Annotated in this window: 18 protein-coding genes and 1 tRNA gene; 8 read left to right on the top strand and 11 right to left on the bottom strand. The window is 58.4% G+C overall.

From position 1 onward, the window contains the following. Window positions 1–92: 92 nt before the first annotated feature. The gene (locus ACS5RD_RS09355; protein ID WP_489930952.1) at window positions 93–1,259 is read right to left on the bottom strand and encodes an alpha-hydroxy acid oxidase; all 1,167 of its coding nucleotides are present in this window, start codon (window positions 1,257–1,259) and stop codon (window positions 93–95) included. Between the two features lie 73 nt (window positions 1,260–1,332). Further along, complete coding sequence (locus ACS5RD_RS09350; RefSeq protein ID WP_489930951.1) at window positions 1,333–1,899, bottom strand: TMEM175 family protein; 567 nt, start codon at window positions 1,897–1,899, stop codon at window positions 1,333–1,335. Between the two features lie 214 nt (window positions 1,900–2,113). On the opposite strand from ACS5RD_RS09350, the gene ACS5RD_RS09345 reads away from it, so the two are divergent. Beyond that, window positions 2,114–3,049: an IS1595 family transposase gene (locus ACS5RD_RS09345; protein ID WP_489928263.1), complete on the top strand. Its 936-nt coding sequence runs from the start codon at window positions 2,114–2,116 to the stop codon at window positions 3,047–3,049. Then, window positions 3,042–4,079, top strand: a complete 1,038-nt coding sequence (locus ACS5RD_RS09340; protein ID WP_489928262.1) for a BstA C-terminal domain-containing protein — start codon at window positions 3,042–3,044, stop codon at window positions 4,077–4,079. The genes ACS5RD_RS09345 and ACS5RD_RS09340 overlap by 8 nt, the downstream gene beginning before the upstream one ends. A 429-nt stretch (window positions 4,080–4,508) precedes the next feature. Here the strand turns inward: ACS5RD_RS09340 and ACS5RD_RS09335 are convergent, their stop codons facing one another. Together ACS5RD_RS09335 and trpA are read right to left on the bottom strand one after the other, a co-directional pair. Further along, window positions 4,509–4,763, bottom strand: a complete 255-nt coding sequence (locus ACS5RD_RS09335) for a hypothetical protein (protein WP_489928261.1) — start codon at window positions 4,761–4,763, stop codon at window positions 4,509–4,511. 330 nt (window positions 4,764–5,093) lie between these two features. Then, window positions 5,094–5,885: a tryptophan synthase subunit alpha gene (gene trpA / locus ACS5RD_RS09330; protein WP_489930950.1), complete on the bottom strand. Its 792-nt coding sequence runs from the start codon at window positions 5,883–5,885 to the stop codon at window positions 5,094–5,096. A gap of 241 nt (window positions 5,886–6,126) precedes the next feature. Between trpA and ychF the strand changes: the two genes are divergently transcribed. From ychF to ACS5RD_RS09315, 3 genes are all read left to right on the top strand, one after another. Beyond that, window positions 6,127–7,224 carry a redox-regulated ATPase YchF gene (ychF, locus tag ACS5RD_RS09325; RefSeq protein ID WP_489930949.1) on the top strand — a complete coding sequence of 366 codons (1,098 nt, stop codon included), beginning with the start codon at window positions 6,127–6,129 and terminating at the stop codon, window positions 7,222–7,224. A 104-nt stretch (window positions 7,225–7,328) separates the two neighbouring features. Beyond that, the gene (locus ACS5RD_RS09320; RefSeq protein ID WP_489930948.1) at window positions 7,329–8,282 is read left to right on the top strand and encodes a formylglycine-generating enzyme family protein; all 954 of its coding nucleotides are present in this window, start codon (window positions 7,329–7,331) and stop codon (window positions 8,280–8,282) included. A 316-nt stretch (window positions 8,283–8,598) separates the two neighbouring features. After that, window positions 8,599–8,688, top strand: a tRNA-Ser gene (locus tag ACS5RD_RS09315). Window positions 8,689–9,054: 366 nt separating this feature from the next. Here the strand turns inward: ACS5RD_RS09315 and ACS5RD_RS09310 are convergent. The 4 genes from ACS5RD_RS09310 to ACS5RD_RS09295 all read right to left on the bottom strand — a co-directional run bounded on the left by ACS5RD_RS09310 (window position 9,055) and on the right by ACS5RD_RS09295 (window position 12,163). Further along, window positions 9,055–10,710, bottom strand: coding sequence for a recombinase family protein (locus ACS5RD_RS09310; RefSeq protein WP_489930947.1), 1,656 nt, complete (start codon window positions 10,708–10,710; stop codon window positions 9,055–9,057). Continuing rightward, window positions 10,707–11,117, bottom strand: coding sequence for a DUF2924 domain-containing protein (locus tag ACS5RD_RS09305; protein ID WP_489930946.1), 411 nt, complete (start codon window positions 11,115–11,117; stop codon window positions 10,707–10,709). The genes ACS5RD_RS09310 and ACS5RD_RS09305 overlap by 4 nt, the downstream gene beginning before the upstream one ends. Next, window positions 11,114–11,635, bottom strand: a complete 522-nt coding sequence (locus ACS5RD_RS09300; protein WP_489930945.1) for a DUF3489 domain-containing protein — start codon at window positions 11,633–11,635, stop codon at window positions 11,114–11,116. The genes ACS5RD_RS09305 and ACS5RD_RS09300 overlap by 4 nt, the downstream gene beginning before the upstream one ends. A 252-nt stretch (window positions 11,636–11,887) precedes the next feature. Continuing rightward, window positions 11,888–12,163, bottom strand: coding sequence for a hypothetical protein (locus ACS5RD_RS09295; protein WP_489930944.1), 276 nt, complete (start codon window positions 12,161–12,163; stop codon window positions 11,888–11,890). A 116-nt stretch (window positions 12,164–12,279) separates the two neighbouring features. On the opposite strand from ACS5RD_RS09295, the gene ACS5RD_RS09290 reads away from it, so the two are divergent. The 3 genes from ACS5RD_RS09290 (at window position 12,280) to ACS5RD_RS09280 (ending at window position 15,596) form a co-directional block, all read left to right on the top strand. Then, entirely contained in the window at window positions 12,280–13,380 is a 1,101-nt protein-coding gene (locus ACS5RD_RS09290; RefSeq protein WP_489930943.1) for a HigA family addiction module antitoxin, read from the top strand. A gap of 156 nt (window positions 13,381–13,536) precedes the next feature. Continuing rightward, window positions 13,537–14,844 carry a site-specific DNA-methyltransferase gene (locus ACS5RD_RS09285; RefSeq protein WP_489930942.1) on the top strand — a complete coding sequence of 436 codons (1,308 nt, stop codon included), beginning with the start codon at window positions 13,537–13,539 and terminating at the stop codon, window positions 14,842–14,844. Then, entirely contained in the window at window positions 14,841–15,596 is a 756-nt protein-coding gene (locus tag ACS5RD_RS09280) for a DUF5681 domain-containing protein (protein ID WP_489930941.1), read from the top strand. The genes ACS5RD_RS09285 and ACS5RD_RS09280 overlap by 4 nt, the downstream gene beginning before the upstream one ends. 298 nt (window positions 15,597–15,894) lie before the next feature. On the opposite strand, the gene ACS5RD_RS09275 is transcribed toward ACS5RD_RS09280, so the two are convergent. The 3 genes from ACS5RD_RS09275 to ACS5RD_RS09265 form a co-directional block, all read right to left on the bottom strand. Next, window positions 15,895–17,084 (bottom strand): IS3 family transposase gene (locus ACS5RD_RS09275; protein WP_156317321.1). Its coding sequence is split into 2 segments (ribosomal slippage): window positions 15,895–16,826 and window positions 16,826–17,084, totalling 1,191 coding nucleotides; the frame shifts between segments, so codons are not numbered across the junction. A gap of 152 nt (window positions 17,085–17,236) precedes the next feature. After that, window positions 17,237–17,698, bottom strand: coding sequence for a hypothetical protein (locus ACS5RD_RS09270; RefSeq protein ID WP_489930940.1), 462 nt, complete (start codon window positions 17,696–17,698; stop codon window positions 17,237–17,239). Window positions 17,699–17,989: 291 nt separating this feature from the next. Further along, window positions 17,990–20,083, bottom strand: a complete 2,094-nt coding sequence (locus tag ACS5RD_RS09265; protein ID WP_489930939.1) for a calcium-binding protein — start codon at window positions 20,081–20,083, stop codon at window positions 17,990–17,992. Window positions 20,084–20,138: the final 55 nt, after the last annotated feature.

Here is a 20,138-nt window from a genome sequence, read left to right as displayed (position 1 = left end):
AATCCTTCTTGCACATTCACATCATGCGACGCTGCGCACTTGCGGGTATAGAGCACCAGATCAGCGCCAGCCGTCAATCTGCGGATGCACCCCTACGCCCAATTCCCCTCAAAGTCCTGCGGCACCAGAACGTGCTCGCGGCTGATGTCGCGGGCTTGTTGAACACCGCACAAAGCCATCGAGATATCGAGTTCCTTCTGGATCACCTCCAGCGCTTTGGTGACCCCCGCTTGCCCCATCGCACCCAAGCCATAGATGAAACTACGACCGATGAAGGTGGATTTCGCGCCCAAGGCGAGGGCTTTCAGCACGTCTTGGCCGGAGCGGATGCCTGAGTCCATATAGATCTCGGTCTGATCGCCCACCGCTTTCACAATCGAGGGCAGCACGCGGATCGACGACAACGCGCCATCCAACTGCCGCCCGCCGTGGTTGGAGACGATCATCGCATCCGCGCCCACATCCGCCGCTAAACGGGCGTCGTCGGCGTCGAGGATGCCTTTCAGGATCAGCTTGCCGCCCCACTGGTCGCGGATGCGTTTGACCTTGTCCCAGTCGAGATGCGGGTCAAACTGCTCATTCGCCCATTTGGTCAGATCGGCGAGGTCGGTGACGCCCTTCACATGGCCGACGATATTGCGGAAGGTGCGGCGCGGGGTTTGCAGCATCCCCATCGACCACGCCGGTTTCGTCGCCATATTGATCATGTTCGGAAGTGTCAGTTTCGGCGGGCTGGTTAGGCCGTTTTTCAGATCTTTGTGGCGCTGACCTAGAATTTGCAGATCCAGCGTCAGCACCAAGGCCGAGCATTTCGCCGCCCGCGCACGTTCAATGGCGGCATCGACAAAATCTTCGTCCTTCATCACATAAAGCTGGAACCAGAACGGCACCGGGCTGTGTGCGGCAATGTCTTCAATCGAGCAAATCGACATTGTCGACAGCGTGAACGGCACACCAAACGCCGCGGCGGCACGGGCGGCAAGAATCTCGCCATCCGGCCATTGCATCCCCGTCGAGCCAACCGGAGACAACGCGACCGGCATCGCTACCGGATTGCCCAGCATCGACACTTCGGTGCTGCGCCCGGTCAGATCACGCGCAACCCGTTGCCGCAGCCGGATTTTTGCAAAATCCGTGGTGTTTTCCTTGAAGGTCTGCTCGGTATACGACCCGCTTTCGCAGTAATCATAAAACATCTTCGGCGTGCGCTTTTTGTAAAGCTGCTTGAGATCGTCGATGCAGGTGATCACCGGGGGCATATCTGGGCCTTTTCGCTGAAATTGGTCATGGATGATTACCAATTTCAACGATTTCGCGCAATGGCTTTCGTGCTTACTGCGGCATCCGCGCAAACCGCCGATCCGGCACGATCCAGATCGCCGCCACAACGGCGATCAGCGCCAGCATCGGCTGCACAAAGGCCAGCGGCATCGCCAGCGTATAAGCCAGCGTCGAGATCTTGCCCTTGCGATCCGACCCCAGCGCCCGGGCGAAGTCGGAATCCGTACCATGCTCGGCCAACAGCGCCTTCACCAGCAAAGCATAAGCCACCGAGCACATCAGCAGATCGAAGCCATAAAGCGCCACGGTGGGGGCGGCAAAGCCATTCTCGCCCATGAACGCGGTGGCAAAGGGCATCAGCGACAGCCAGAACAGCAGATGCAGATTGGCCCAAAGCACCCAGCCGCCGACATGTTTGACCGCTTGGAACATGTGGTGATGGTTGTTCCAATAGATGCCAACATTGGCGAAGGACAACACATAGCTGAAGAAGATCGGGATCAGCGGGGTGAGCGCCGCAAGATCATGGCCGTGTGGAACTTTGAGCTCCAGCACCATGATGGTGATGATGATGGCCAGCACGCCATCTGAGAACGCTTCGATACGACCTTTGTGCATGGCGCGCCTTTCAGGTTTACGGGTGAAACGTGTGGCGACTGACGTGTGGCGTGATCGGGGCGGGCGTCTTGGGGGTTTCACACCCCCAAACCCCGGTGGGATATTTGCGCGCAGAGGATGTCAATTTTAGGGACCTATATACTTAACTAGCCAAAGTTCAGTTGACACGCCTTCTATGCTTGGCTAGTTATGTTCGTGAGCGATGGAGTTCACGATGCAAAAGCCCGATACCCTAAGCACCTTCGAGTTCTTCAAGAAGTTTCCCGATGAGGAAGCCGCGCGTAAGTTCTTTGAAGATCGCCGCTGGGGTTCGGAGCCTGTTTGTGGTCATTGCGGCTCTGTCAACGTAACTGAGTGCAAAGACCACAAACCGATGGCCTACCGCTGCAAGGACTGCCGCGCGCATTTCAGCGTCCGCACTGGCACTGTGCTTGCAGAAAGCCGCCTTCCCTTGCTGAAATGGCTGTTGGCTATCTTCATGCTCACCAGCGCCCGCAAAGGCATCCCTTCAACCCAAATGGCGCGCGAGTTGGGCATCACTCAAAAGTCGGCTTGGTTCCTCGCCCAACGTATCCGCGAAACTTGGTTGAAAAGCCAAGGTGGCGAGAATGACGATATGGGCGATCACGTTCAAGTCGATGAAGCCTATGTGGGCGGTAAGGAAAGCAACAAACACGCTAACAAGAAGCTGCACATTGGTCGCGGCGCTGTCGGCAAAACCGCTGTAGTCGGGATGCGCGATCAAAGCGGCCAAGTTCGCGCAGAGCCAGTTGCTAACACGAAGTCCGGCACCCTGATCGGCTTCATCGCGGCCAATGCTCCCGCTGGCGCTACCGTAGTTACAGATGAGCTTCGCGGCTACCGCCCGCTGGCCCGCGCTGGCTTCAACCACTTGACCGTCAATCACTCGGTTGGTGAGTTTGTTCGTGACATGGCCCACACCAATGGCATCGAAAGCTTCTGGGCGCTGTTGAAGCGCGGCCATTATGGCATCTACCACTACATGAGCGCCAAGCACTTGCATCGCTATGTGAAGGAATTTTCTTTCCGCCATAACACCTCGCAAGTTGGCACGATGCAGTTCATAAACATGACTATTGACAGGATGGCGTCCAAGCACCTGTCCTATGAGGAGTTGGTCCGTGGCTAAGAAACCCGACATTATAGACCCCATCGACGCTAGTTTTGACGATTTGTTAGGTGCGATTGTGCCGCGTGTAAAGCCAGAGGAACTCGGTATGAAATCAAATGAAATCAAATACTTGCCTCAAAAAACGACCGCTAAGGAACTCGACCCAAAACAGGGCAAGCTTGACCTGCAAATCGAGCGCCAAGCTGAAATTGAAGGCATCGGAATGGGCGTCCTTAAAGATGGGACAGCATTCCTAACAGGGCGGGGGCTGGCACGCCTAGTTGGCATTGAGAACCTCCACATTCGCACAATCAGTCAGGATTGGAATGAAAACCCACAAAAGCCTAGAATTAGCGCAATTAAGTCGATCCTAAGTAAGCGCGGGATTAGCGCCCCGGAGGCGCATATTGAGACCTCGGACGGAAGTCGAACAATCCACGCATTCCCCGATGCGATATGCCTAGCAGTTCTAGAGTATTACGCCTTTGATGCTGCAACTCCGCGCACAACCGCCCGTGACAATTACCGAATTCTCGCTGGGAAAGCCCTACAAGACCTTATCTACAGCCAAGTTGGCTATGATCCTACTGGGCAGCGCCTCACGGAACCGCTGCGAAAGTGGCATGAACGCATTGAACTGAACCATCAGAGCGCGCCTTCCGGCTATTTCAGCATTTTCAATGAAGCCCATACCGTAATGTATGAACTAATTATGGCTGGTGCTCCCATAGGCGAGAAGATGGTTCCCGATATCTCAATCGGACAGCATTGGGCAAAACACTGGGATTTGAATAATTTTGGGGCTAGATTTGGGGATCGTGAGAAATTCCCCCACCGATACCCCAAGGATCATCCTCAGGCTAAATCTAACCCGCAAATTGCCAACTGCTATCCATTGGATGCTCTGGGCGAGTATCGCAGATGGTTGCAGGACGAATATTTGAGCGGGGGAAAGTTCAAAAACTATCTGAAAGGGCAAAAGCAAATCGCCCCATCGGTCGCGCAGCTTGCCATAGAGCGTCTATCGCCCAAGCTGATCGGTCACTAGCGCCAATCTGGGCAGTGCTTGCAGACGGTGAATACGAGATATTCTGACTTCCGGGTAGACTTGTTCATCAATCAACCTTGCGGGCCGTGCCTGCCGTGTCCCTGTACGCCTTCGATACCGTCACAGGTGTCCGCGCGTCCGGGCAACCGCCAGCTATCAAACTATTCGTAGCTGTCTGGTGTCTTGGGAAATGGCGAGTCTATGCCTAGTCTACGGTCAAGGTGCGCAACGAGACTATGACACAATGGTTCTGTATCATGCAGCCCAACTTGATGGACAACTTTGCCAGTTGGCGAACTGATTCGAACGATTGACTTCGTTCCTCGCACGCCCTCTTTTACCTCGCAACCCGCATGGGTTCGCACCCAATCAAGATACTCACGTAGCTTCGGAGAGGGTGCGAAAGGTGCTGACATTGATCACTCTGGCTTAAGCAGCAATCAATCCATACTCGTGGTTGCCTGCTGGTCGAAGGAACGCTTGATCCCACATCTTGTGGAATCTTTCCGGCGCAGCGTCAATAGCTTGCCCTTCGGTAAGTTCGGCTTCTAACAAGCATTCCATTCGATCTTGCAAAGTTGCGATGTCCGGTGCTTGGGTACAAATGTCATACTCCAAGCACTGCGCAACGTAAGTATCGCCTTCGCGTAGAACGACGATCCGCAGATTTTGTGTTTCAGACATACTTGACTCCCGCTATTTTCATGGCACTCAAACCATACCATACATGGATTGACAACACGTTCATTTAAAGTTCGACCCTGCGTAAGCGACCAAAGTGTCGCAAATGTGGTTCAGTTTGCAACTGTGTGCGAACCTTACGAGAACATTCATAGATCCACAAAATATGGGCCTGATCCCAGCTGGGGCAAGGCCATGACAGCCCAAACGGCGATCACATCCTTGAACGACGCAGGTTTCCAACATGTTAACCGCCCCTGCGACTTCGCCCTTCGCTGGCTAGTTCTGTATATAGGTCCCCAATTTTAGATAAGTTTTAGACGATTTGGCGGTTTATGCCGCATGAGCCCCTGATGCGAGTTTGGCGACAAAAGCCAGCACTTCGGACACTGGTTTGCCGGTGCTGAGCTCCTTGACGATGGCGGAACCCACCACGCAGCCGTCAGCGACGCTGGCGATGGCTTTCGCGGCCTCAGGCGTATTGATGCCAAAGCCGACGATCACTGGCAAATCGGTCGAACGCTTGATCCGCGCCACTTCCGGCCCGACATCGCCCGCCTGCGCCGCAGCCGCCCCGGTGATGCCGGTGACCGAGACGTAATAGACAAAACCGGAAGTGTTTTGCAGCACTTTCGGCAGGCGCTTGGCATCGGTGGTGGGGGTGGCCAAGCGGATGAAATTCAGACCCGCGGCCTGCGCGGGCAGGCACAGCTCTGCGTCTTCCTCGGGCGGCAGATCGACGATGATCAACCCGTCAATACCGGCCTCGGTGGCCTGAGACAGGAACAGATCGACGCCGCGCGAGTAGATCGGGTTGTAGTAGCCCATCAGCACGATTGGGGTGGTTTTGTCACCGCTGCGGAAGTCGCGCACCATCTGCAGCGTCTTGTCCAGCGTCATCCCAGCCTCAAGCGCGCGCTGGCCCGCCAGTTGAATCGTCGGGCCATCCGCCATCGGATCGGTGAACGGCAGCCCCAACTCGATGATATCGACCCCCGCTCCCGGCAGCCCCTGCATCACCGCCAAAGACCGTGCCACATCCGGGTCGCCCGCCATGATATAGGCGACGAAGGCCTTTTTCTGCTGCGATGTCAGCCGCGCGAAAGTGTCGTCGATTCTGCTCATATCCCGGCCCATCCCTGCAAATCTGTCTAGCGGTTTGCACGGGAAGCCCCGGAAAATCAATGCCTCTTCACAGCCCCGCCCAAGCCGGTCTTGCAATTTCATCTTGGCAAAAATACTCCCGCCGGAGGCTGCAACAGCCCAAGCCTGCACAGGTTTCGCAAGCGAAAGCCTTGACCGCACCGCCTGTCCTGCCTATGCCGCAGGCGGTCTTGGCAATCGGCCAACAACAGGGGTGCGCGCGATGGGTTTCAAAATGGGTATCGTTGGTCTGCCGAATGTCGGCAAATCCACCCTGTTCAACGCTTTGACACGCACCGCTGCTGCGCAGGCGGCGAATTTCCCGTTCTGCACGATTGAGCCGAATGTCGGCGAGGTCGCGGTGCCCGATGCGCGGCTGGACAAACTGGCGGCGATTGCGGGCTCCAAGCAGATCATCCCGACGCGAATGACCTTTGTGGACATTGCCGGTCTGGTGCGTGGCGCGTCGAAGGGCGAAGGCCTTGGCAACCAGTTCCTCGCCAATATCCGCGAATGTGATGCCGTCGCCCATGTGCTGCGCTGCTTTGAAGATGGCGACATCACCCATGTTGAGGGCAAGATTGATCCGGTGGCTGATGCGGAAACTATCGAGACCGAGCTGATGATCGCAGATATGGAGAGCATCGAGCGGCGCCTGACCGGCCTTGCCAAGAAACTGCGCGGCGGCGATCAGGATACATTGGACCAAGACCGCCTGCTGCGCGCAGCTTTGAAATTGCTGGAAGCGGGGCATCCGGCGCGCAATCTCCAGATCGCCGAAGATGATCAGCGTCAGTGGCGGCTGCTGCAACTGCTGACCTCGAAGCCTGTGCTGTATGTCTGCAATGTCGAAGAAGCCTGCGCCGCCGATGGCAACGCCCAATCGGCCCGCGTGGCGGAAATGGCGGCGAAACAGGGCGCGGGTTCGGTGGTGATCTCGGCCAAGATCGAGGAAGAGATTTCTCAGCTGGCCGACGACGAAGCCGCGATGTTCCTCGAAGAAATGGGCCTGCACGAGGCGGGCTTGGACCGGCTGATCCGCGCGGGTTATAAACTGCTTGGCCTGTCCACCTATTTCACCGTCGGCCCGAAAGAAGCCCGCGCCTGGACGATCCACAAAGGCATGCTCGCGCCGCAGGCGGCTGGGGTGATCCACGGTGATTTCGAGAAAGGTTTCATCCGCGCCGAAACCGTCGCCTACGATGATTATATCGCAGGCAAGGGCGAGACCGGGGCGAAAGAAGCCGGCAAGTTCCGGGTTGAGGGCAAGACCTATGAGGTCAAAGACGGCGACGTGCTGCATTTCTTGTTTAATGGGTGAGGACCGACCCCGGCCCTTGCCGGGGGCAAATCGCTCCAGTGGAGCGATTTGAGGGTCGAACGGGCGCGAAAGCTTTCGCGCCCCGGCAGTGCAGAGGACAAAATATGAAAAGACTGCTGCCACGCCATTTCGTGTTTCCATTAGCCCTTATGGTTTCGACCCTCTGCGCCCTCCCCCTGCACGCAGAGCCGCTGAAAAGCTTTCGTGATTGTGGCGCCTGTCCCGAGATGATAGAATTGCCCTTGGGCAGCTTCATGATGGGCGCACCAGAGGGCGAGTTTCGTCGCATATTGACGCCAGCGTCACAGTATAGCGGCAATCCCACAAATCCTTACCGCAAAGATGACGAAGGCCCGCAGCATCTGGTCACAGTCGACATCGCTTTCGCAATGGCGCGGGATGAGACGACATATGACGATTGGATGGCATGTGTGCAGGATGGCGGATGCGGTGGTTATATTCCTGCTGAAACTGTGTTTCGAGACGGCCCCAATCCCATAGAAGTCAGGGTTGTCGGGACGTATCCTGTTTTATACGTCTCGTATTTCGACGCCTTGGCCTACGTTCAGTGGTTGAACGACAAGACAGGGTCAGATGCCTATCGACTTCCAACAGAAGCCGAATGGGAATACGCAGCGCGAGCTGGAACACAAACAACCTTCCCTCAAGGCGACACGATCACGTCAGAGCAGGCAAATTTTTCCAAGCAGCTTACGGAATTTGTGATGATGCAGAAAATGCCAGAGCTTGTTGAACGCGGGGTTCCGGTTGAGGTTGGCGCTATGGAGACCGCGAATGCTTGGGGACTGCGCCACATGATCGGAAACGCGATGGAAATCACTGTGTCTTGCTATACCAAACAACTGGCGCAATGGTCTGTGACAAGCGAATGGCGGGTAGCCGCAGGCAACGAATGCCCAGAACGTGTTGTGCGCGGAGGCTCTTACATTGCACCCATGGATTTGCTTCGATCTGCGTGGCGTGGCAAGCAGCTAGATTCTACACATCAAAGTAGTTGGGTCGGATTTCGCGTCGTCAAAACTTTAAAGACATTCTGAGAGCTAAAATGAATGTATCGGATGTAGCCACGCAGTTTCGGCAGCCTTCTTGCACTATGGTTCGAAAACATCTCCGTGTTCCCGTCTCATCAAGCAAGCTTAGCCTGACATATTTGGCACAGAATATAAGAAACCCTAACAAACCCTTAATCAGCACCCCCTAACCTCTTGATAAAACATACCCCCACCCCTGTCCACGCGTGGACACCTCGCCACGCCCCCACCCGATCCCTCCAACCCTCCCCCACCAAATCTACACCCTGCCCCCGCTTTCCCTCTTGCCCCCGCCCCCTCGCCTCGCTAAATAAACCCCGTCGGAAGCGTGGCTGAGAGGCCGAAAGCACTCGGTTGCTAACTGAGCGTAGGGGGAACCCTACCGTGGGTTCGAATCCCACCGCTTCCGCCAACAACCCCTTGATTCTCATTACTTTTCCCTGTTGCGCTGGAATTCCGCCGTAATTCCGGGGGTTAGCCGGCTGTGTTCTGTCCGGAGACGCTCGCGGCCCTGCACATCTGCTCGTATTGCCCCGCCCGTCTCTGCAGGCCGAAGACCCCGTTTGGGATTGATTTTCGCGTGATAACAGGGAATTAACAGGGAAATTCGATTTTTTGGGACTGTTACTGAGCTTTTTTGCGCCGAAATGCCACGCGATTTCCGCAGGATAGGACCGAATTCCCTGTTTTCAAAAAACAGGGAATAATATTCACGGGAACAGGGCAGAAAATGTGCCCAAACAGGGAAGGGAACAGGCGTAACAGGGAAGCGGGCGCTTCAGAGGAAGAGGCGCTCCTGCGCGACCCAGTCGAGGGGAATCTCGGTCGCGATCAGTTTGGCGACACTGAGGTCTGGCGACTGTTTGCCTTCGAGGATCGCCAACTGGAGTTTGGGTGACAGGAAGGCCAGCGGCAGTCGCGCGCGCAGATAAGGTTCGGAATGGCCGGTGCGGGCGACCAGAGCGGTGAGCGAAGTTCCGGATCGCAGGGATTTGGCACAGACGCGGGCCTCTGCGAGAACGCGGATCAGGACAGGATCGGGGGAGCGCTGGAAGGTGCCCGCAAAGATCCGGGTTTCGACACCGCGCCGCTTCAAGGTGATGCCGTGTTCGAAGTGGATCAGGTCGGGGCCAAGGTCGTCGCATTTATGACCGATTGCAGCGGCAATCACCTCGCCTGTCAGGCGGACGCTGATGCGGGTCCGGTGAAGGACAACGCCGTCAATGAGGTGCCCGATGAACTCGGGCTCGGCCTCGATGCGCTGGCACAGCCGGGCAACTTTCCGTCCGACGTCCCCTGCATCACTGGCATCAGGTGCAGTGAGGATAAGGTTTCGATCAGCGGCCTCGGTCAGATGCAGGACGATGATGCCGCGCACGGTGGCTTCCAGCTCCGACGCCGACAATCGCCATGCCTGCGGATCGGTTCCATTGCGGATCAGCCGATGCGAGATGTAATAGCCATATTTCCGCCCGCGCCGCTCAGTGTGGGTCGGGGTCAAGACATCGCCAGTCTCGTCGCGCAGCTTTCCTGTCAGGCAGCGAACCGGAGGGACTGTCGCGGCAGGTCCACGCGGCCTTACCGAGCTCGATTGCAGTTTCGCCTGAACGCTGTCCCATAGGGACTGATCGATGATGGCCGGGTGCAGACCCGGATAATCGCGCTCATGGTGACGAATGCGTCCAAGATAGGTCGGGTTGGTCAGCAGGTAATGCAACTGGCCGCGGCTGAACCGGTGCAGCGAGGCGGTTTGTGCCGTCTCGCCTGATCTGGCTTTCGGGCGCAGGCCCAGCCGGGCCGCTTCCAGTTCCACATGACGCAGGTTCGGGGTTGCCTCGTAGAGCCGGAACAGGCTTTTGACGACTGCGGCTTCGCCCGGCTTCACCACAAGTTCACGGCGCAGCGGATCTTCATGGCGGTCATAGCCAAGCGGCACGGTGCCCCCCATCCAAAGCCCTTTCTTCTTGGAGGCGGCGATCTTGTCGCGGATGCGTTCGGCGGTCACCTCACGTTCGAACTGGGCGAAGGACAGCAGGACGTTGAGGGTCAGGCGGCCCATGGAGGTTGAGGTGTTGAAGGCCTGCGTCACCGATACGAAGGAACAGCCCTTGGCCTCGAGCCGCTCGACGAGGCGAACGAAGTCGGCCAAGGAGCGGGTCAGGCGGTCGATCTTGTAGACCACAACCATAGCTATGCGCCCGGCATCGATCTCCGCCATCAGCCGTTGCAGCGCGGGGCGTTCCAGCGTGCCGCCAGACAATCCGCCATCATCGAAGCGCTCGGGCGCCAGCTTCCAGCCTTCATGACGTTGGCTTGCGATATAGGCCACGCAGGAATCATACTGGGCATCAAGCGAGTTGAATTCCTGATCCAGCCCTTCGTCGGTGGACTTGCGGGTATAGACGGCGCAGCGGATCATAGGCTTTGGGGTCATGGCCGCTCACCGCTTTGCTTCAGACCGAAGAAGCGCGGGCCGGACCAACGGGTGCCAGTGATGGCCCGGGCGATGGAGGAGAGTGATTTGTGGCGCCCGCCGTTCCAGAGATAGCCGTCCTTGGCGACATCGACGACATGGGTGATGCCATTCCATTGCCGGAGCAGGCGCCCGCCGGGCTGCAATGTCGGCGACGCCTCGCGCTCCTTTCCGGCGGCAATCCGGTCGAGCCTTGCCGCCGCGGCGGTGGGTAGATCGCCGGAATGTCTGACCTGCAGCGCATGGGCAAGAAAGCGGCGTTGCAGGATCTGGCTCATCTTTGGTGGAACCGGTCCGCCGAGGACGTCGGACCAGAGCCGGGCAAGTGCCGCGCGGTCCAGGGTCGCAAGTTGGGCCACCTCGGTCATGACGCCACCCTTCCAGAGCTCTCAAAAGTTCCGTTTGAACCGGCGCCGGAAGCACTGGTGGAGACCGGCACCACCGCATCTCCCACCTCTGATGTGATCCCGGCCGTCGCAACCGGTGGAGTTTCGGGTTTACTGGCCTTCTGATCGGTTTCCTCCCGCGGGCTCGCGCAAGTAATGATGGCGACTTTTACTTTGCCGGAACTGTCCCTTGCAAACGAGGCGGTATAGATCGGCCCGGCCTCGCCGGACGTCCGGGTCACCTCCAGCCCGGTTTTGCGCAGGCCCGAGATTGCTGCGCGGACGGTGTGGGATTGCCAGCCGGTCGCCAGCATGAGGCTCTGCAGGCTGACCCCGGCGGGGTCGCAGAGCATGTCGCGCAAGAGAATCTCCTTGGTTTTGCGGGGCGGTGAGGTTGGGTCGGGGGCCTGTTGTTCGGGGATCTCTTCCGGAACATGTGTCTTGGGTCCGCCACCCGTGATCTGCGGATTCTTCGCGGTAATGTGCTTTGTCTTCGCCATGTGCTGTCTCCTCGGTTCGGGGCAAGGCAAAAGGCCTGGCCCTACTGAGGAAGGCCTGGATGTCACCAGGCACAATTAAACCAACGCTCTTTGGGCGACCAAAGTCCAGTGGAACACTATCGAGTTGCGAATTTGGAGGTGGGTTTTTGGCCGTTGGACTTACCCTCCATCTCTAAAAATAAGATTGGAGAAAGTGTCTTTCTAAATCCATAGGCCCTGCGCTTCCGTCTGACGGAGCATAGATGCTGTTTCCTATTGCGCCGACAACAATATCTTGTTACGTATTGCGAAACACTTCAGGATATTCCCGTGGACCTGAGCTTCCCGGATGCCAAGATCCGGGCCCTTTGTTGCAGCAAGAGCGCCCTTGTGCACGAATTCGGCGCCGAACTCGCGCGGAAAATCATCTGCAGGCTGGCGGTTCTTGCGGCCTCGCCATCGCTTGCCGATGTCCCCGCGGGACCACCGGTAGGTCTGACGCGCCTCGCTTTGCAGGGGAATTTTTCTGTCGCACTGGGAGCCGATCACCAGCTCCTCTTCCAGACAATTCCTTTTGAGGCCGCAGAGGACACCGACTTCTCGCTAGTCTTGAAGCTCTTGATCATAGGACCAGAACCGGTTCGTACAGCGAAGGACCGACAATCATGACAAATATGAGTTCCTCCCGCGCCTACACGCCCGATCACGCTTCGCCTCCAGGCGATCTTGTGCAGGAGTACCTCGAGCACCTCGGGATATCGGCACGTGAGTTGGCCCGTCGCTGCGGGCGCTCGGGCAAGTTGATGGCAGAGATTGTCAGTGGCAGGGCACCCCTCGAACCTGCAACCGCCCTTCAGCTTGAACGGGTGCTCGGTGTGCCGGCGGCGATCTGGAGCAATATGGAAGCGGCATACCAGCTGCATCAGGCCCGTGATACCGAGGGCCAGCATCTCGCTGCAAGCCATGACTGGGCCAAAGCGTTCCCGCTCGCCGAACTTGCCGCACGCGGCTATCTGAAACGTCCGCCAGACAAAGCCGACCAAGTTCAGGAATTGCTGAAGTTTTTTTCCGTGGGGGGCGTCAAGGCCTGCGTGGACCGGATCGATGAGCTTCTGCAGGCCGACTTTCGCACCTCAGAGACATTTGACAACGACCCCTGGTCGCTTGCCGCTTGGCTCCGGATTGGGGAACGTCAGGCCGCCAGCATCGTCTGCCGGGATTATGACCGCGATGCCTTCCTTGCGGCGCTTAAAGATATCCGCAGACTTACCTTGATGCCCATCACGGAAGCTCTTCCAGAAATCGAGGCAAAATGTGCTGCGGCGGGCGTTGCTTTCGTCCTAGAACCGCCGCTGCCTAAAATGCGAGTCAGCGGCGTATCGCGATGGTTGAGCCCGCGCAAGGCGCTGATCCAGCAAAGCTTCCGGTACAAGTCGGACGACCACTTCTGGTTTACGTTCTTCCATGAATGTGCACATCTTCTCCTGCACAGCCGCAAGGCCATCTTCATCGACATGGAAAAAAGCTCCGGCAGCGCTGGACCGAAGGAAGAAGCCGAGGCCAACATCTGGGCCGCGGACTTCCTCATTCCTTCCGCTGCGATGCGGTCGTTTCGTCTGACGTTTACCCGCACTGAGGGCGAGGTGCTCGCTTTCGCCAAATCACTTGGTATCGCGCCAGGCATCGTTGTCGGACAGCTCCAACATAACAAGGCCATCCGGTATGCGGTCTTCAACAATCTGAAGGTATTCCACCACGAATTATAGAGAATGAGCTGTGTTGGGCTGCAACTATGGAAAATAAAATTGTGTCGTGATGGGTAACACATATTGACGAAGTGTGTTTGGGCGCGCAGTCTGTGGCAGAGCGATTCCATCTTGCGGACTTCGCCCGCTCACACTTGGCTGAAGGAAGCTGCCGCCATGACACAGACCATCGAAATGATTGCACCGCAGGATCTGCGGCCTTGGGGCCGCAATGCCCGGACCCATTCCAAAAAACAGATCCGCCAGATCGCGGCATCGATCCGCACCTTCGGGTTCACAAACCCGGTGCTGATCGATCAGTCGCGCACGATCCTTGCCGGTCACGGCCGGGTACGGGCGGCCGAGGAGCTGGGGCTGGCCGAAGTGCCCTGTCTGCGCATCGAGAATATGACTGAGGCCGAAAAACGCGCCTATGTCATCGCGGACAACAAGTTGGCTTTAAATGCCGGCTGGGATGACGAAATCCTCGCGGAAGAGCTGAAAGCCCTCTCAGCGATCGAAGATTTGGGCTTCGATATCGGCGTCATTGGCTTTGAAGTGGCAGAGATGGATGCCTTGGTTGAAGGCCTTACTCCCGAAGAGCCCGGCGACCCCGAGGATGACATCCTGCCTGACAATGCCCCGCAGCGAGTGAACCCGGGAGATGTCTGGCAGCTCGGTGCGCACCGCCTGGCGTGCGGCGATGCACTCGATCCGGCAGTGATGGACGTGCTAATGCAGGGCGAGCAGGCCCGCATGGTCTTTACCGATCCGCCCTACAATGTGAAAATCGACGGGCATGTCGGTGGATCGGGCAAGATCAAGCACAGGGAGTTCGCCATGGCATCGGGTGAGATGACGGTGCCGGAGTTCACCGCGTTTCTGACCCAAGCGCTGCACAATCTGGCGCACAACAGCGTCGATGGCTCGATCCACTACGTCTGCATGGACTGGCGCCATATGGGCGAAATGCTAGCAGCGGGTCAGATCGCCTATACGGAGTTGAAGAACCTGATCGTCTGGGCCAAGGACAACGGGGGCATGGGAACGTTCTACCGGTCGCGCCACGAGTTGATCTTTGCCTTCAAGAAGGGCGAGGCGCCGCATATCAACAGTTTCGAGCTTGGCCAGCACGGCCGCTACCGCACCAACGTCTGGCAGTACCGGGGCATCAACACGATGCGCAAAGGGCGCATGGAGGAGCTTGCCCTGCATCCAACGGTGAAGCCGGTGCAGATGATCGCCGATGCGATCAAGGACGTCTCGGGTCGCGGTGAGATCGTCCTCGACAGCTTTGGCGGATCTGGCTCGACCCTCATCGCCGCTGAAAAGACCGGACGTCGTGCCCGTGTGATCGAACTCGATCCGATCTACTGCGACCGCATCCTCGCCCGCTGGGAGGTCCATGCCAAAGATCAAGCGGAACATCTGGTCTGCGGCTGGCCGCGCGTTGCGACCGCGGCAGTGCTGGTAGCTGCCGAATGAATTCGACCCCGCAAGACCCGCCAGATAAACCAGTCCGGACCAAACGGGGTCTGGGCAAATCCCGATCACTGGCTGTCCGTCCTAGCTATGAGGTCGGCTACGCCAAACCACCGGCGACAACCCGCTTCCAGAAGGGTCAGTCAGGCAACCCGCGTGGCAGACCGAAAGGTGTCAAGAACCGGGTGCCAGGTCTCAATGAAGAAAGGATGAAGTCGATCATTCTTGCAGAAGCCTACCGCGACATCAAGGTACGGGACGGCGACCGCAACGTTACCGTCCCGATCGCTCAGGCTGTATTGCGTTCACTGGCGGTCAGCGCCGTCAAGGGCCAGCACAGGTCACAACGTCTCTTCGCTGAACTGCTGGCCTCGGTTGAAAACAGCAACAAGGCACTTCACGACGAATGGCTGCAGACCGCAATCTCCTACAAGGTCGACTGGGAGCGTGAACTGGACCGGCGGAAACGGCATAATATTATAGGTCTGCCTGAACCCTTACCGCATCCCGACAATGTGCTGATTGATCTCCGCGCCGGCACAGCGCGTGTTGTGGGTCCGTCGACCAAGGAGGAAAAGGCGACTTGGGACCTTTGGATATCGCGCAAAGCTGATTTTGAGGAGGAACTGGCCGAACTTGAAACCAGCCTGGAGAGCGAGACGGATGAAAAACACCGTGCATTCCTTGAGGCTGAAATCGAAAGCACCTGGAAGGTGGTCGAGTTCCTGCGGCGGGCAGAAAAGGGACTGCTGTGAGGAAGATATGGTCTGAGTGACGAAAGCAATGGTGGTCCTCGATCACGGCGACCCTGGTTTGACGAGTCCCCCCTGAAAAGCGCTAGGCGATTCACACATCTCTGAGCCTCCATCCGTGGGCGAGGGATTTGAAGTATTGGAGACCGTGGCGGAAGGTTATCGGGCCGGGCGGTTTGGATTTTGGATAGCCGTCCCATCCACCGAGCTTGGCGATGATCCACGCGGCCCAGGCAAGCGTTTCAAGCGGATGAGGGTTCTTCTGGAGCGCGGTCTTGCCTTCTGACGTTGCCCCCAAGTTTTATCCAGCGTGAGCGAGACTCCGGGTTTGAGTTTGGCCCTTTTGGGCGGGGTGGGCAACGGGGGCTGGCGCGGAGCTGATCGAATTGCGGAGCGTCAGATCCCGTTGCGGGGTGAAGGTCAGGGCGAAGGCGGCGGGCGTTTGCCAGCCGAGGCGCGAGTGGGGTCGTTCGGTATTGTAGTCGTTGCGCCAGGCGGCCAGCGTCACACGGGCATGATGCAGGGACGGGAAGAGGGTTTCGTTCAGAAGCTCATCCCGCAGGCGACCGTTGAAGCTTTCGATGAAGGCATTCTGGGTCGGCTTTCCAGGCGCGATGTAGTGCCAGTGGATCTTTCGGTCATCGGCGAAGATCAGGATCGCGTTCGAGGTGAACTCGGTGCCATTGTCACTGACCACCGTTGCAGGCTTGCCGCGAGCCTCAAAGAGGGTCGCCAGTTCCCGCGCCACACGCGCGCCTGAGAGTGAGGTGTCGGCAACCAACGCCAGACATTCGCGCGTGCAATCATCCACAACGGTCATGATCCGGAACCGGCGTCCATCGGTCAACTGGTCAGACACAAAATCCAATGACCACCGCTGGTTCGGCGCAAACGGCAGCGCCATCGGAGCGCGCGTGCCGATCGCCCGTTTGCGCCCACCCCGACGGCGCACTTGGAGCCTTTCTTCGCGATAGATGCGAAACAAGCGCTTGTGATTGACCTCGTGGCCTTCGCGCCGCAGGAACACATGGAGGCGCCGGTAGCCGAACCGGCGTCGGACCTTGGCCAATTCATTCAGCCGTTCCCGTAGCACCGCGTCATCCTGACGGACCACCTCATACCGCATGGTCATCCGGCAACATCCGATCACCCGACACGCCCGCCGCTCGCTCATCCCATGGCCCTCCACAAGTTGTGCTACCGCTTGCCGCTGCGCGGCGGGCGCTACCATTTTTTTCCGAGGAGATCCTTCAGCGCCGCATTGTCGAGCATGGCATCCGCCAGCAACCGCTTCAGCCGGGCGTTCTCGTCTTCGAGGCCCTTCAGCCGCTTTGCCTCGCTGACATCCATGCCGCCATACTTGGCCTTCCATTTGTAAACGGTCGCATCGCTGACACCGTGCTTGCGGCACAGGTCGGCCACAGAAATCCCGGTCTCATGCTCTTTCAGAATGCCGATGATCTGATCCTCGGTGAACCTGCTGCGCTTCATCTCTCTGGTCCTTTCGGTTGGGCCAGAGTCTATCTCAAACTGGATTAGCCGCAGGGGGCAACGTCACTTCGAGTTCGGGGGGCGAGAAGGTGACCCTGGCGTCCTGCCCGGACCTGCCATCGCGCGCCTGGAGGAGTTGCATGGTGGTGCAATCAGCACGGGCAGCAATCGCGGTCAGCTTGATCAACCACGGCGTTTTCCAACTGGCTGTCTTCCAGTTGCAGTCCCTGCTGTTTCAGGGTGCGGAGGAATTGCTCGATATGACAGCGCTGCGGGTACCAGCCAATCACGCGCCAGGCCATCGCCGCATCCTCGACCCGGTGGGTGGTCAGAAGCCGCCACAGGATGGGCTCGGCGCCCGGCGGCGCATCCACCTCGCAGACCTCGACAAGGCTGACTTCCACAGTCTCGGCCAACCCCGCCTGCCTAGCCAGATTGGCGGGGCGCTTGAGCGTGACGCGGCCAAAGCGGGCCACAAGGCTGGCCGTGCGGGCCGGACGGCCACCAATCGTCACGTCGGCCTCGACGTTCATCATCACCAGATGCTTGCCGCGTTCCATGGCCGCAAGGCCGATCTCTGCACCGACCGAGGGAATGCCCGTCGCGTCAATCACCATATCGATCAGGCCAGATTCCAGCAGCGTTTCGACTTTTTGAGTTGTGGCGATGCGGCCCTGCTAGATGGCTGCGTTCTCTGCCCTCGCAGAACACGAGATTTCTGAACGCGGGCAACGACGAATCGAACGTCACCTCACCGAAGCACACCTGCCGCCGGGCAAGACCCTGTCCGGCTTCGACTTCGACGCGGTGCCGAACTATAGCCCCAGATATCCGCCAAGATCATATGTACCCTGCCCACACGGAATGATCCGTGTGGGCAGGGTCTTGCCTTGCGCTGTCGTGGCTTAGAATAAAAAGTCGTGAGCCGCGTCGATGCTGTGCACTCCCTTAAGTAGAACAGCCATGTCTAGAGTGCCGTCGCCGTTCACGTCGAGCTCCAGCGTTGCGCCGTTGGCAGAGTCTTGCAAGCGCATCTCCCCCGCCCCGGCCAATGCCGAGAAGTCGGCTTGGTCGATGTAAGCAACATGGAGCGCCGTCACGTCAAGAATATCCTCGCCAGAGGTGAAGTCGGAAATTACGTCAAGCGAATGGCCGTTAAAAGATAGCGAGGTTGAGTTGAAGACGAACGTGTCCGCTCCAGCGCCGCCAGTCAGGTAATCAGCCTCGCCGCCACCGTTTAATCTGTCGTTGCCAACTCCGCCACGCAAAATATCAGTTCCCGCATCGCCATTCAGGTCGTCGTCGCCAATACCCCCCAACACGAGGTCCTTGCCCGTGCCACCGTGAACCAAGTCGTTGCCCGTACCCCCTGCCAGACTGTCGTTGCCAAATCCGCCGGACACGTCGTCATTCCCGTCACCGCCGGACACGTCGTCATCTCCCGCATCGCCATTGAGGTCGTCGTCGCCTGCATCGCCATTCAGGTCGTCGTCGCCAATACCTCCCAACACGTGGTCATTGCCCGTGCCACCGTGAACCAAGTCGTTGCCCGTACCCCCTGCCAGACTGTCGTTGCCAAATCCGCCGGACACGTCGTCATTCCCGTCACCGCCGGACACGTCGTCATCTCCTGCATCGCCATTGAGGTCGTCGTCGCCTGCATCGCCATTCAGGTCGTCGTCGCCAATACCTCCCAACACGTGGTCATTGCCCGTGCCACCGTGAACCAAGTCGTTGCCCGTACCCCCTGCCAGACTGTCGTTGCCAAATCCGCCGGACACGTCGTCATTCCCGTCACCGCCGGACACGTCGTCATCTCCCGCATCGCCATTGAGGTCGTCGTCGCCTGCATCGCCATTCAGGTCGTCGTCGCCAATACCTCCCAACACGTGGTCATTGCCCGTGCCACCGTGAACCAAGTCGTTGCCCGTACCCCCTTCCAGACTGTCGTTGCCAAATCCGCCGGACACGTCGTCATTCCCGTCACCGCCGGACACGTCGTCATCTCCTGCATCGCCATTGAGGTCGTCGTCGCCTGCATCGCCATTCAGGTCGTCGTCGCCAATACCTCCCAACACGTGGTCATTGCCCGTGCCACCGTGAACCAAGTCGTTGCCCGTACCCCCTGCCAGACTGTCGTTGCCAAATCCGCCGGACACGTCGTCATTCCCGTCACCGCCGGACACGTCGTCACCTCCCGCATCGCCATTGAGGTCGTCGTCGCCTGCATCGCCATTCAGGTCGTCGTCGCCAATACCCCCCAACACGTGGTCATTGCCCGTGCCACCGTGAACCAAGTCGTTGCCCGTACCCCCTGCCAGACTGTCGTTGCCAAATCCGCCGGACACGTCGTCATTCCCGTCACCGCCGGACACGTCGTCATCTCCTGCATCGCCATTGAGGTCGTCGTCGCCTGCATCGCCATTCAGGTCGTCGTCGCCAATACCTCCCAACACGTGGTCATTGCCCGTGCCACCGTGAACCAAGTCGTTGCCCGTACCCCCTGCCAGACTGTCGTTGCCAAATCCGCCGGACACGTCGTCATTCCCGTCACCGCCGGACACGTCGTCATCTCCCGCATCGCCATTCAGGTCGTCGTCGCCTGCATCGCCATTCAGGTCGTCGTCGCCAATACCCCCCAACACGTGGTCATTGCCCGTGCCACCGTGAACCAAGTCGTTGCCCGTACCCCCTGCCAGACTGTCGTTGCCAACTCCGCCGGACACGTCGTCATTCCCGTCACCGCCGGACACGTCGTCATCTCCCGCATCGCCATTCAGCGTGTCGTCGCCCGCATCGCCATTCAGCGTGTCGTCGCCATCTCCGGCGTTGAATTCATTATCCAGATCATCGCCGCTGAGGCCCAAAATCGCAAAGGTTTCGCCGGCCGTTATTGGCTCGGGCAAAATCGTCCCGACCTCGTCGACCTCTGCGATTGCGGTTCCTGAACCGCTTTCGTCAAAGATGAAGGAGAAGCGGCCGTCAGCGGTAATGGACATTGTTGGACCCTTTCGATGTATGCAAAAAGATGAGTGCCGTTTGGGAGCATATCGC

Source organism: Cypionkella sp. PAMC25878 (genome assembly GCF_058135695.1).
This window is presented reverse-complemented; position numbering and strand designations above follow the sequence as displayed.